This window comes from Bradyrhizobium sp. USDA 4473, from assembly GCF_054063335.1.
Genome location: NZ_JBSSGE010000001.1, coordinates 1,495,874 through 1,508,629, shown reverse-complemented (window position 1 = coordinate 1,508,629; position 12,756 = coordinate 1,495,874). Strand labels below are relative to the sequence as shown.

The window sequence follows — 12,756 nt, the reverse complement described above, 5'->3', positions numbered from 1 at the left end:
CCCGTACAATGCGAAGTGCACGGTCGATCTGTCAACTAGTGGAATCGCGCAGAGGTAAATTTCGACGTTTTTTCGGGTTCGCGACAACCGGCGATATGCAGCGATCAGGCTTTTCGCCTGACAAAACGCCTTCGCAATACGATTGCGAGGGCAACCAACACAATTACAGCGGCGGGGACGTTGCCGACACGCGCATAGATCGTCGGCGCGATGGCCGCCGGCAGGCCGGCGTCGAGCACGCCTTCGATGCCGAGCCCGAGTTGCGCGACGATCCGGCCGAGCGGGTCGACGATGGCCGAGATGCCTGTATTTGCGGCGCGCACCAGCGGCAGGCCTTCCTCGATCGAGCGCATCCGGGCCTGTTGCAGATGCTGATAGGGGCCGGTCGAGATCCCGAACCAGCCGTCATTGGTGACGTTGACGATCCAGCCGGGACGATCGTCGCGGCTCACGACATTGCCGGGGAAGATCGCCTCGTAGCAGATCAAGGGCAGTGCGCGCGGCGCATTGGGAATGTCGAGCGTCCGGCGGATCGTCCCGGGAATGTAGCCGCCCTGCACCTTGGTGAGCTGCACGAAGCCAATCTTCTCCATCCAGTCCTGGAGACGGCAGATATTCTCCAAAGGGGACAAGGTGAAGCTTGTCGTAGACCGCGAGCACACTGCCGTCGTGGTCGATGACATAGATGGAATTATATGCTCGTGTGATGCGGACATTGGGCGGCAGATCGGGCGCGCGCACCGAGCCGGTGATCAGCACGGTTCCCTTCGGCAAGAGGTCGGCGATCTGCGCCATCGCGTCGGCTTCCTTGGTCAGGAAGAACGGAAACGCGGATTCCGGCCAGATCAGGATGGTGGAATCGCTCACGCCGGTGGCGTGCGGCCCGGACGCACGATCCGACAATGTGAGATATTTCTGCATCACCGCCGCCTTGGCGGAGTAGTTGAACTTGGCATCCTGCTGCAGATCGGGCTGCATGATGCGGAGCTTGACGCCGTCGACCATGGTGGTCGGCTCTCGCGCCAGCCGGACTGTGCCGAACCCCAGCATCGCGACGAGAACCAGCGCCGCGGCGGCCGGCGCACGCCATGGCTTGCGGCCGCGCGAGGCGCCGTCGATCAGCACGGCCGGGCTTGCGAAGATCGCGACGGTCAGGAACGTCATTCCCCACAGTCCGATCAGCGACGCGGTCTGTGCCAGCGCCAGCGGTTCGGTCAGCGCATAGCCGAACGCATTCCACGGGAAGCCGCTCAAGAGATGGCCGCGCAGCCATTCCGAAATCGTCAGGCTGACCGCCAGCGCCAGCACGCGCGAGGCGTCGCGCGGCCAGATCAGCCGCGCCAGTGCGAAGCCGAACGCGGTGAACAGCGCGAGATAGGCCGGCAGGCCGAGCACCGCGAACGGCGTCAGCCAGGCGAACGTGTCGGCGTCGACGAAGAAGGCGTAGCCGATCCAGTACAGTCCCGGCACGAAATAACCGAGGCCGAACCAGAAGCCGCACAGCGCCGCGGCGGGCAGTCCGCGCCAGCGGCCGGCGGCGCTGCCGTCGATCAGCCAGACCGCGATGGAAAAGGTCAGGAACAGCACCGGCCAGGCGTTGAACGGGCGCCATCGCCAGCGAGGACAGCGCACCGGCCGCGAGCGCGAGCACGGCGCGCTTCCATCCCCAGGTCAGGATGACGGCAAGGCCGATCGATCGGAGCCGGTCGGAGAGCCTCACTGCGGTCCGGCTCCCTCGCCGGGCGGCGGCATGTTGTCATTCGCCTGCGGGTTTCCGGAGTCGGGGGCCTGCTCGCGGCGCCGCTCGCGTTCCTTGCGCGGCGCCGGCCGCTCCTTGCGCGTCGTGATGCGGACGCGCTTGACCCGCCGCGGATCGGCGTCGAGCACCTCGACCTCGTAATTGCCGGGCCCCGAGATCACCTCGCCGCGCACCGGCAGGCGGCCGACGAACGATACCAGATAGCCGCCCAGCGTCTCGACCTCCTCGCCGGCCTCGCCGGTCACGAAATCCTCGCCGATCACCGAACGGACATCGTCGAGGCTGGCGCGCGCGTCGGCGATGAAGGAGTTGTCGGGCTGACGGACGATCGACGGCGGCTCGTCGGAATCGTGCTCGTCGTCGATCTCGCCGACGATCTGCTCGACAATGTCCTCGATCGAGACCAGCCCGTCGGTGCCGCCATATTCGTCGACCACCAGCGCGAGATGGATGCGCGAGGCCTGCATCTGCGCCAGCAGGTCGATCGCGCGCATCGATGGCGGGATGTAGAGCAGCTTGCGGATGATGTTGGCGTCCGCCAGCGGCAGCGCGAGATCGACGCTGCGCAGATCGAGGCCCGCGGGAAAAGGCTTCTTGCGCTTGGTCTTGGTCGCTTCGGTGACGCGCGCCTTCGCGGTCATGAAGGCGAGCAGGTCGCGGATGTGCACCATGCCCTCGGGGTCGTCGAGGGTTTCGTTGTAGACGACCAGCCGCGAATGCGCCGCGCTCTCGAACAGGCTCATCAATTCGCCGAGCGGGATGTCGCGCTTGACCGCGACGATGTCGGCGCGATGCACCATGACGTCGGCGATCCGCCGCTCGTTCAGCGACAGGATGTTGCGCAGCATGGTGCGCTCGATCGCCGAGAAGCCGACGTCGTCGGGCGTCGAGGCGTCGAGCACCACCTGCAGATCGTCGCGCACCGAGCCGGCCTTCCAGCCGAACAGGGTACGGATCGCGCGAACCAGCCAGCCCTCGGCCGCCGGGCGCTGCAGCTCGCCCTCATGCACCACCGCGGGCAGGTTGCTCACGTTGCGCGGATTGTCGTGGGTCGGTTCGGAGTCCGGCATGTCAGGCGGTCCGATCCGCATAGGGGTCGGGAATGCCAAGGGAGGACAGGATCTCGCGCTCGAGCGCCTCCATGTCCTCGGCATCGTCGTCGTTCTCGTGGTCGTAACCGATCAGGTGCAGGAAGCCATGCACCGCGAGATGGCTCAAATGATGGTCGAACGGTTTCTGTTCTTCATCGGCCTCCCGCCGCGTCGTCTGATAGGCGATCGCGATATCGCCGAGCATGCGCGGGGCGTCGTCGGGGCCGCCGGACCCCTCCGGCTGCAAGGCCGGGAACGACAGCACGTTGGTCGGCTTGTCGATGCTGCGCCAGTTGGCGTTCAGGGTGCGGATGCCGGCATCGTCGGTCAGCATCACCGCAAGCTCGGCGCCGGCGACATCGGCATCAGCGATCTCGGCGGCAGCCTCGATGGCGCGGTGAATCACCGCGTCGGCATGGGGCTCGGCCTGCCAGCATTCGGCGGTGACGAGAACCTCGGTTGCAGGAAAAGCAGACACGTTGGTTTCAAAATCTGCGTTATGGCCGGAATCCGCGTCGTGCGGGCTCGCGGCCGAAGCTATTGGGCTCAAGATCTGGCGTTTGCCGGCTTTTGCGGCAATCCCTCATAGGCGGCCACGATGCGTGCCACCAATTCGTGGCGGATGACGTCCTCGGCCTTGAAATGCACCTGCGCGATGCCCTCGACGCCGTCGAGCAGCTTCACGGCTTCCGTGAGCCCCGAGGCCTGGCCATGCGGCAGGTCGACCTGCGACGGGTCGCCGGTGACGATCATCCGGCTGTTCTCGCCGAGACGCGTCAGGAACATCTTCATCTGCATCGTCGTGGTGTTCTGCGCCTCGTCAAGGATGATGGCGGCGTTGGTCAAGGTGCGGCCGCGCATGAAGGCGAGCGGCGCGATCTCGATCTCGTTGCCCTGCAGCGCGCGCTCGACGACGCGGGCATCCATCAGATCGTACAGGGCATCATAGATCGGGCGCAGATACGGATCGACCTTCTCCTTGAGGTCGCCGGGCAGGAAGCCGAGCCGCTCGCCGGCCTCGACCGCGGGCCGCGTCAGGATGATGCGATCGACCTCCTTGCGCTCGAACAGCTGCGCGGCATGGGCGACCGCGAGCCAGGTCTTGCCGGTACCGGCCGGGCCGATGCCGAACACCAGCTCGTGCCGCTTCAGCGCGCGGATGTAGGAATCCTGCGCCGCGGTGCGGGCGCGCACCGGACGCTTGCGCAGATTGATCGTTTCAAACGTCGGCTTCGCGGTCTTGTTGTCGAACTCGAACAGCGAGCCCTGCGCGATCACGGCGCGGATCGCGCCCTCGACTTCGCCCTGATCGAGGTCGTGTCCCTCGATGGCCTGCGCATAGAGCGTCTCGAGCACGCGCCGCGCCGCGTCGCAGCCGTCGCGGGAGCCTGCGATGGTGAGATGATTGCCGCGGGAATCGACCACGACGCCAAGCCGGCGCTCGATCAGCGCGAGATTCTGTCCGTAGGGGCCGACCAGAGCGGATGCGGCACGGTTGTCGTCGAAATCGATAACGACCTGAGTTTCAGGGGGGCGGGTCTCAGGTGGCATTTGCATGTCGCGGTCAGGTTTGCGGCTGGGAGCGAGCGAAGACGAATCCGATGCGCTTTTTGGCAAGGATTTCAGGCTCCAATGGTCTGCGAAATGAGGCCAGGTGCTGCCGGCGTCGCAAGCTCGCCGATCAGGCTGTAGCGCTCGAGGCTGTCGACCCGCACCGAGCGGACCTGGCCGATAATGTCAGGCGAGGCCATCACATGGGCGGGCTGCAGATAGGCGGTGCGGCCGACGATCTGGCCCGGATTGCGCGCCGCGCGCTCGAACAGCACATCGACCGTTGTGCCAATCGCAGCCCGGTTGAAGGCCGATTGCTGGCTGTCGATCAATTCCTGAAGCCGCCCCAAGCGCTCGTCCATCTCGGCTGCTGACACCGTCTCCCGCATCTCCGCCGCCGGCGTGCCCGGCCGTGGCGAATACTTGAATGAATATGCCGCAGCGTACCCGATTTGCGTGACAAGCGCGAGAGTGGCGGAAAATTCTTCCGCGCTCTCTCCGGGGAAGCCCACGATAAAATCTGATGAAAAAGCAATGTCTTGCCGTGCAGCCCGGAACCGGTCGATGACGCGCCGGTAGTCATCGGCGGTATGCTTGCGGTTCATGGCGGCAAGGATCCGGTCCGACCCCGACTGCACCGGCAGGTGCACGAACGGCATCAGTCCGGGCAGGTCGCGGTGCGCCGCGATCAAATCGTCATTCACATCGCGCGGATGGCTGGTGGAATAACGCAGCCGGATGACGCCGGGAATTGCGGCAAGCCGCTGCAACAATTTGCCGAGCGACCAGATGCGGCCGTCGGGGCCTTCGCCGTGATAGGCGTTGACGTTCTGTCCGATCAGCGTGAACTCGCGCACGCCGTTGTCGGCGAGCTGCTTCACATCGTCGATGATCTTGCCGACCGGACGCGAGACTTCGGCGCCGCGTGTATAGGGCACCACGCAGAAGGTGCAGAACTTGTCGCAACCTTCCTGCACCGTGACGAAGGCGGAGATGCCGCGGGCACGGATCGCATCGGGCTTCGGCTGCGGCAGGAAGCCGAACTTGTCCTCGATCGGAAACTCGGTTTCGAGCGCGCGGCCGTTTTCCCTGGCGCGCTTCAACAGCTCCGGGAGATGATGATAGCTCTGCGGCCCGACCACGATGTCGACGGTCGGCGCCCGCTGGATGATCTCGGCGCCTTCGGCCTGCGCGACGCAGCCGGCGACCGCGATCTTCATCTCGCGGCCCGCCCGCGCCGCCTCCTCCTTGGCAACGCGGAGTCGGCCGAGTTCGGAATAGACCTTCTCCGATGCCTTCTCGCGGATGTGACAGGTGTTGAGGATCACGAGGTCGGCGTCTTCGGCGCTCGCGGTCTCGACAAAGCCCTCGCCGGCCAGCGTGTCGACCATGCGTTGCGCATCGTAGACATTCATCTGGCAGCCATAGGACTTGATGTGCAGCTTGCGCGGCGTCGTCATGGAACCCTGAGCGCGAAAATGGAAACGGCGCCATCCGGGCGCCGGGGCTCAAATATAGCCTAAACCGGCGAAAATCCAGCTTGTTGGGTGTCATTCCAGGATGGTCCGAAGGACCAGACCCGGAATCTCGAGATTCTCGGTGCGCAATTGCGCACCTGAGGGTTCGATGCTTCGCATCGCCCCGGAATGACGGGGGTGAGGCTCAGCCAGCGAGCGCCGTGGCACCAATCCGGGCGATCAAATCGGGCAATTGACGCATATCGGCGAAGGTCACGGTCGCGCCGGCCTGGCGCAGCATGGCCTCGTGTTCCGCCGTGCAATGGCTGCCGCCGTAAAAACCGAGCACGGTCATTTCGGCGGCGCAGGCGCCGGTGACGCCGGCCACGCTGTCCTCGATCACGACGCAGCGCGAAGGGCTCGCGCCCATCTGTTCGGCGGCGAACAGGAAGAGATCGGGCGCCGGCTTGCCGCGCTTGACCTGGGTGGCTGAGAAAATATGCGGCGCCAGCTGGTCGTATAGCCCGGCGCAGGTCAGGCCGTGATGGATCTTTTCCGGCGTGCCGCTGGAGGCCACGCATTTCGGCAAGGTCAGCGCGGCGATCGCGTCGCCGACATGCGCGATCGCATTGAGATCGTCTTTATATAAACTCAGTGTCGCGTGCTTGACCTCGGCCTCGAACGTCTCGGGCAGCGCGCGGCCGATCTCGCTCTCCACGAGCCGCCGCGCCTCGCGGTCGGACACGCCCGAGGAAGCGCTTCAGCACGCCGTCGGGTGTGATCGGAAAACCGTGCCGCGTCAGCGTGTCCGCATGGGCGCGACAGGAGATCACCTCGCTGTCGACAAGCACGCCGTCGCAATCGAAGATGACGAGATCGAAGCTCATGGTGCGATGATGGGCAGCACGCGCCTACGGCTTGCTGTCGTCGTCGAGCGGCACGCAATACAGCTCGAGCCGGTGATCGACCAGCTTGTAGCCGAGCTTGCGTGCGATCTCGGCTTGCAGCTTCTCGATTTCCTCGGAGGTGAATTCGATCACCTTGCCGTCGCGCAGGTTGATCAGATGGTCGTGATGGCTCTCGGGCATCTGCTCGTAGCGGGCGCGGCCCTCGCGGAAGTCGTGGCGCTCGATGATCCCTGCATCCTCGAACAGCTTGACCGTGCGATACACCGTCGAGATCGAGATCTTGTCGTCGACCGCGACGCAGCGGCGGTACAGCTCCTCGACGTCGGGATGATCCATGGCCTCCGCCAGCACCCGCGCGATCACGCGGCGCTGTTCGGTCATGCGCATACCGGTCGCGGCGCAGCGCGCCTCGATGCCGGTATTCTTTTGCGCAGGCGTGATTTTCACCGTCGTCATTGGTCCAAGCCTTGGGTCCAAGCCTTGAGGGGCAGAGCAGGGCGCTGTTCTGCCATCGCGCCGATGTTACGACAAGTCGCGCCGCATCAGAAGCGCGTTCAAATGTTCCCCGCCCGGCTGCTTGTAATAGCGTTCACGGCGGCCGATCACGCCGAATCCGGCCCTTTCGTAGAGCCGTCGCGCCGGCGCATTGTTCTCTTCCACTTCGAGGAAGATGGTGCGGATGCCGCGGCCGGCAAGATGGCCGAGATGGGTCAGCAGCAGGTCGCGCGACAGGCCGCGCCCGCGCTGATTGGAATCGATCGCAATCGAGAGGATTTCGGCTTCGTCGGCGGCCATCCGCGACACCGCAAAGCCGATCACCTTGCGGCCCTGCCGCAGCCGGTGCACCAGCGTGTTGCGCTCGGTCAGCATCGCCTCGAATTCGCCTTCGCCCCAGCCGCGATGAAACGACGCGCCGTGCAGTTGCGCGAGCCGCGCCGCGTCACGCAACGATGCGGGCTCAACCGCGGGCGGACCGCCGCCCCACCATCGCGACAGAACGCCGATCATGTCGATGGCGGCGCGCTGATGACGAGGCGATCCTTCGGCGGCTTGGCGTCGGGCGCGCGCAGATAGAACGGCCGCGGCGGCGCGGTCTCGGGATCGACGGCGGCGCCGACCCAGGCGACCCAGGTAATGTCGGGCGCGGGTTGCCTGTCGACCTTCACCGGGGGAGCCGCATCCGCAGGCCAGCGCTCGGCGAGAATGTTGGCGGCGTTGCCGACCAGATGCAGCGCGCCGAATTGCGCGGCTTCGAGCGCTTCCGCGATCGGCGCCACCTTCGGCTTGAGCATCAGGCCGCCGTCGCCGCCGACCAACTGGAAATAGACGTGGTCATGCCGCGCATCGATCGCCGACAGGATGGCATGCTCGCCATTCTTGGCGACCACGGGCGCGGCGTAGGCGGCGAGCGTCGATAGCCCGACGATCGGCTTCGCGGCCGCGAGCGCAATGCCGCGCGCCGCAGAGAGGCCGACGCGCAGGCCGGTGAAGCTACCGGGACCGGTCGTGACCGCGATGCGGTCGAGCCCGGCAAAACCGATGCCGCTCTCTTTCATCACCCGCGCAATCAGCGGCATCAGCGCTTCGGCATGGCCGCGCGGCATCGGCTGCGATTCGCTCGCGATCGTATTGCCGGAGGTGGTGTCGAGCACCGCCGCGGAGCAGGCGTCGAGCGCGGTGTCGATGGCGAGAATCATCATGGGAGGGCGAATGGCGAGTGGCGAATAGCGAATGGACTATCAGGGTGGATCCCCATTCGCCATTCGCTACCCACCATTCGCCTCCATTACATCGGCCGGACTTCCTGCACGTCGGGCACGAAGTGCCGGAGCAGGTTCTGGATGCCGTGTTGCAGGGTGGCGGTCGATGACGGGCAGCCGGCGCAGGAGCCCTTCATGTTGAGATAGACGATGCCGTCCTTGAAGCCGCGGAAGGTGATGTCGCCGCCGTCATTGGCGACCGCCGGACGCACGCGGGTCTCGATCAGGTCCTTGATCTGCTCGACGGTTTCGGCGTCGGCCTCGTCGAAGAATTCGTCGCCCTCGTCGCGTGCATCATCGCTGCCGACGGTGCCGTCGGCGAGCAGCGGCGCGCCGGACATATAGTGCTCCATGATCGCGCCGAGGATCGCGGGCTTGAGATGCTGCCAGTCGCCGTCCGCCTTGGTCACGGTGATGAAGTCGGCGCCGTAGAACACGCCGGTGACGCCGGACACGGCGAACAGCCGTTCGGCGAGCGGCGAGCGGGCGGCGGATTCGGCCGAGGAGAATTCCATGGTGCCGGTGTCGAGCACCAGGCGGCCCGGAATGAATTTCAGGGTGGCGGGATTGGGCGTGGCTTCGGTCTGAATGAACATTTGCTGTCTCCGGCGTCGCCGGTTCAAGGCCGGCGCGTTGGGTTCCCCCTTCAAATGGCAACTAAAAAGCCCGCGATCAAGCTGCAAAACCGCGGTTCCACGGCCGCACCCATGCTCTGGCGCCGGTTTCGGGGCCGATAAGGCTTACGACAGGGCGTCGATCTCGGCGTCGGTCAGGCCGCCCGGCACAATGGTCACCGGGATCGGGAACGCGCCCATGGTCTTGGCCATGGTGGTGATGATCGGCCCGGGCCCCTCGGCCCCCGGATTGGCGGCCAGCACCAGCATGGCGATGTCGACGTCCTTGTCGATCACGTCGAGGATCTGCTCGGTCGGGTCGCCCTCCCGAATCACCCGCTCCGGGGTGATGGCGGCGATCCCGTTGGCGCGGCCGGCGGCGCGGTCGAGCGCCTCGTTGGCGGCCTCCTCGGCCTCCGCGCGCATGATGTCTGCGACCCCCAGCCATTGCTGGTTCTGGTCCTCGGTTTCGATCACCCGCAACATCAAGACGCCACCGCCGACCCGGATCGCCCACCGGCTGGCATAGTAGACCGCGCGGTCCCACTCCGCGGTGTCGTCAACGATGACGAGGCATTTCGGCTTGTGACCTTGCTCGTAGCTGCGTCGCTGGGTGGTCATGCATGTCCCGGTGCTGAACCAACAAGCATGATCCGGAAAAGTGCGCAGCGGCTTTCCGAAAAGATCATGCTCAAACGAGACCCATGCTGCCATACTCCCTCGCCGTTGGGGAGAGGGAGCGCGCAGGTCTGCCGGTGGTGTCAGCGCGGGCGGATGAAGCCGACGATGTCCTTGGTCATCCGCATGGTCTCGTCGGCGATGATCCGTGCACGGTTGGCGCCGTCGGCCAGGATCGCATCGACGTGGCCGGGATCGGCCACCAGCCGCTTCATTTCGCCGGCGATCGGCGCCAGCTTCGCGACGCAAAGCTCGACCAGCGCATTCTTGAAGCTGGAGAATTGCCCGCCGCCGAACTGGTTGAGCACCTCCTGCTTGGAGATTTCGGCGAGCGCCGCGTAGATGCCGACCAGGTTGTCGGCTTCGGGGCGGGTCTCCAGGCCCTTTTCCTCCGACGGCAGCGGTTCCGGATCGGTCTTCGCCTTGCGGATCTTCTGCGCGATGGTCTCGGCGTCATCAGTGAGGTTGATGCGCGAATTGTCCGACGCGTCGGACTTCGACATCTTCTTGGTGCCGTCACGCAGGCTCATCACCCGCGTCGCCGGACCCGTGATGAACGGCTCCGGCTGCGGGAAATAAAGGCCTTCATTGAAGCCGTGGCTGCGGATCGAATCGCCGAAATCGTTGTTGAACTTCTGCGCGATGTCGCGGGACAGCTCCAGATGCTGCTTCTGATCCTCGCCGACCGGCACGTGGGTGGCGCGGTACAACAGGATGTCGGCCGCCATCAGCACCGGATAGTCGTAGAGACCGACGGAAGCGTTCTCGCGGTCCTTGCCCGCCTTCTCCTTGAACTGGGTCATCCGGCTGAGCCAGCCGACGCGGGCCACGCAGTTGAATATCCAGGTCAGCTCGGCATGGCCGGCAACCTGGCTCTGGTTGAACACGATATGCTTCTTTGGATCGATGCCGGCAGCGATGAAGGCCGCGGTCACCTCGCGGGTGTTCCGCGCGAGCTCGGCCGGGCCGCCCCAGACATCGACGCCTTGCGTGATCGCGTGCATGTCGACGACGCAATAGATGCAGTCATGGGTCTGCTGCATCTTCACGAAGTTGACGATGGCGCCGAGGTAGTTGCCGAGGTGCAGATTGCCCGTCGGCTGGACGCCTGAGAAAACCCGTTCAACGAACGCCATGGTCTAATTCCCGGAAATAGGCTGCTTTTGCGGGCTCGTTTGCCACTTAAGCTCCGCGTGCGCAAGTCAGGCGCGCGTGCGCAAGTCAGGCGGGGCGTCTTTGCCTGACGGCGTTAACCGCCTCGCGCCACCCGGTGACGCCGAAAAGCTGCAACAGGAGCCCGTAACCGGCGATGCCGGCCGCGATCAGCACGAGCAGCGAGGCCGCCTGCACCAAACCGTGTGCTGCGGTGGGCAGGGCGCCCTCTGCGAGCCACAGCAGGGCGCCCATCGCGAGCGCCGCGGCCAGGATGCGCGGCAGCCGCCGGCGCGCCGCGGGATCGATCGAGAAGCCGAAGGTCGCGGCGCCCTTGCGGATCAGCGTCAGCGCGTTGCTCCAGGCGCCGAGCGCAATGCCGGCGGCAATTCCGCTGGCGCCGAAGATATGGCCGAGCAGGAAGGCCGCCGCGATCGCGACCACGATGGCCTTCAGCGTCGCGAATAAGGGCGTCAGCGTATCCTCGCGCGCAAAGAATGCCGGCGACAGCGCCTTCACCAGCACATGGGCCGGCAGCGCCAGCGTCAGCCAGATCAGCGCCTGCGCGGTCGCCGCGGTATCCTCCGCGGTGAACGCGCCATGCTCGAACAGCATCCGCACGATCGGCGTGCTCAGCACCATCAGGCCGAGCGTGGCCGGCAGCGCCAGCCCGACCGCGAGCTCGAGCCCGCGCGATTCCGCATGCGCGATCGCGGCGTGCTCGCCGCTGCGCACCGCGCGCGTCATCTCCGGAATCAGTACCGTGCCCATCGCGACGCCGACGATGCCGAGCGGCAGCTCGAGCAGGCGGTTGGCGAAATAGAGCCAGGACACCGCTGACGGCGAGGTCGACGCGATCACAGCGCCCGCCACGACAAGCCATTGCGGCGCGCTGCTGGCGACCATGCCGGGGACCGCGCGGCCGAGAAAGCCGCGCATCTCGGGATCGAACGAGACGCGCAGCGGCGAAGCAAGCTTTGCGCCGCGCAGCGCCAGCATCGACAGTTGCAGGAAGCCGGCGACGCCGATCGTCGCGGCCATGACAAGCGCGGCCTGCACAGAATCCTGCTGCCGGGCCAGCAGCACGGCCATCACAGCGATCAGCGCGATGTTGAACAGCAGCGGAGAGAACGCGGTCAGCGCAAAGCGTCCTTGCGCGTTGAGCAGCGCCATCATCACGGTGACCGGGCCGGCGAAGGCGAGATAGGGCAGCATCAGCCTTGCGTCGTCGGCCGCGAATTGCAGCGTGTCGCGGCCGACAAAGCCCGGCGCGATCGCCGCGATCACCAGCGGCATCGCGAAGCCGATCACGAGCGCAGCCGCGATCACGGCGGCGCTGACGGTGCCGAGCACGCGGCCGGCAAACGCGCGCGCCGCCGCTTCGCCATCGCCGTCGCGAACCCTGAGCCATGCCGGCACCAGGGCCGCATTCAGCCCGCCTTCGGCCAACAGCCGCCGCACGACATTCACAAGCTGGAATGCCGCCAGAAAGGCATCGGCCACCGGACCCGCGCCGAGCAGTGCCGCGATCACGGAATCGCGCACGAAGCCGAGGAGTCGCGAGGCCAGCGTTCCCGAGGAGACGGTGAGGAAGGAGCGGAACATCGGGCCTGTATAGCAGCCGCAGGTCTTGTCGCCAGCGGCACTGTACTAAACCCGTCATCCTGAGGCGCGAACGCAGCGAGCCCTCGAAGGGTGAATCGGCCACAATCCGGGCCGTACATCCTTCGAGACGCGCGTTCCGCGCTCCTCAGGATGGCGGAAGTAGAGCTTCCCTTGCTGCCCC

11 protein-coding genes and 2 pseudogenes are annotated in these 12,756 nt (G+C 65.9%); all 13 read right to left on the bottom strand.

Features of this window, described 5'->3' with window-relative positions:
• Positions 1-104: 104 nt before the first annotated feature.
• Positions 105-1,720, bottom strand: a pseudogene (lnt, locus tag ACVW17_RS07035) (apolipoprotein N-acyltransferase).
• The gene (locus tag ACVW17_RS07030; RefSeq protein ID WP_456751163.1) at positions 1,717-2,829 is read right to left on the bottom strand and encodes a hemolysin family protein; all 1,113 of its coding nucleotides are present in this window, start codon (positions 2,827-2,829) and stop codon (positions 1,717-1,719) included. Before ACVW17_RS07030 ends, lnt begins: the two are co-directional and overlap by 4 nt.
• Before the next feature lies 1 nt (position 2,830).
• The gene (gene ybeY, locus ACVW17_RS07025) at positions 2,831-3,328 is read right to left on the bottom strand and encodes an rRNA maturation RNase YbeY (protein WP_456751162.1); all 498 of its coding nucleotides are present in this window, start codon (positions 3,326-3,328) and stop codon (positions 2,831-2,833) included.
• A 68-nt stretch (positions 3,329-3,396) separates the two neighbouring features.
• Complete coding sequence (locus ACVW17_RS07020) at positions 3,397-4,467, bottom strand: PhoH family protein (protein WP_456751161.1); 1,071 nt, start codon at positions 4,465-4,467, stop codon at positions 3,397-3,399.
• A gap of 5 nt (positions 4,468-4,472) precedes the next feature.
• A complete protein-coding gene (gene miaB / locus ACVW17_RS07015) occupies positions 4,473-5,861 on the bottom strand; it encodes a tRNA (N6-isopentenyl adenosine(37)-C2)-methylthiotransferase MiaB (protein ID WP_456751160.1) in 1,389 nt (462 codons plus the stop codon).
• Between the two features lie 202 nt (positions 5,862-6,063).
• A pseudogene (locus tag ACVW17_RS07010) lies at positions 6,064-6,745 on the bottom strand (HAD family hydrolase).
• 24 nt (positions 6,746-6,769) lie between these two features.
• Positions 6,770-7,222: a Fur family transcriptional regulator gene (locus tag ACVW17_RS07005; protein ID WP_456751158.1), complete on the bottom strand. Its 453-nt coding sequence runs from the start codon at positions 7,220-7,222 to the stop codon at positions 6,770-6,772.
• 66 nt (positions 7,223-7,288) lie between these two features.
• The gene (gene rimI, locus ACVW17_RS07000) at positions 7,289-7,774 is read right to left on the bottom strand and encodes a ribosomal protein S18-alanine N-acetyltransferase (protein WP_456751157.1); all 486 of its coding nucleotides are present in this window, start codon (positions 7,772-7,774) and stop codon (positions 7,289-7,291) included.
• Positions 7,771-8,466 (bottom strand): tRNA (adenosine(37)-N6)-threonylcarbamoyltransferase complex dimerization subunit type 1 TsaB, encoded by a 696-nt coding sequence (tsaB, locus tag ACVW17_RS06995; protein WP_456751156.1) that lies wholly within the window; start codon positions 8,464-8,466, stop codon positions 7,771-7,773. The genes rimI and tsaB overlap by 4 nt, the downstream gene beginning before the upstream one ends.
• 86 nt (positions 8,467-8,552) lie before the next feature.
• Positions 8,553-9,122, bottom strand: coding sequence for a NifU family protein (locus ACVW17_RS06990; protein WP_456751155.1), 570 nt, complete (start codon positions 9,120-9,122; stop codon positions 8,553-8,555).
• Between the two features lie 144 nt (positions 9,123-9,266).
• On the bottom strand, positions 9,267-9,761 hold the full coding sequence (locus ACVW17_RS06985) for a universal stress protein (protein WP_456751154.1): 495 nt from the start codon (positions 9,759-9,761) through the stop codon (positions 9,267-9,269).
• Positions 9,762-9,901: 140 nt separating this feature from the next.
• Positions 9,902-10,954 (bottom strand): tryptophan--tRNA ligase, encoded by a 1,053-nt coding sequence (trpS, locus tag ACVW17_RS06980; protein WP_456751153.1) that lies wholly within the window; start codon positions 10,952-10,954, stop codon positions 9,902-9,904.
• A gap of 85 nt (positions 10,955-11,039) precedes the next feature.
• Positions 11,040-12,575: a murein biosynthesis integral membrane protein MurJ gene (murJ, locus tag ACVW17_RS06975; RefSeq protein WP_456751152.1), complete on the bottom strand. Its 1,536-nt coding sequence runs from the start codon at positions 12,573-12,575 to the stop codon at positions 11,040-11,042.
• Between the last annotated feature and the right edge of the window lie 181 nt (positions 12,576-12,756).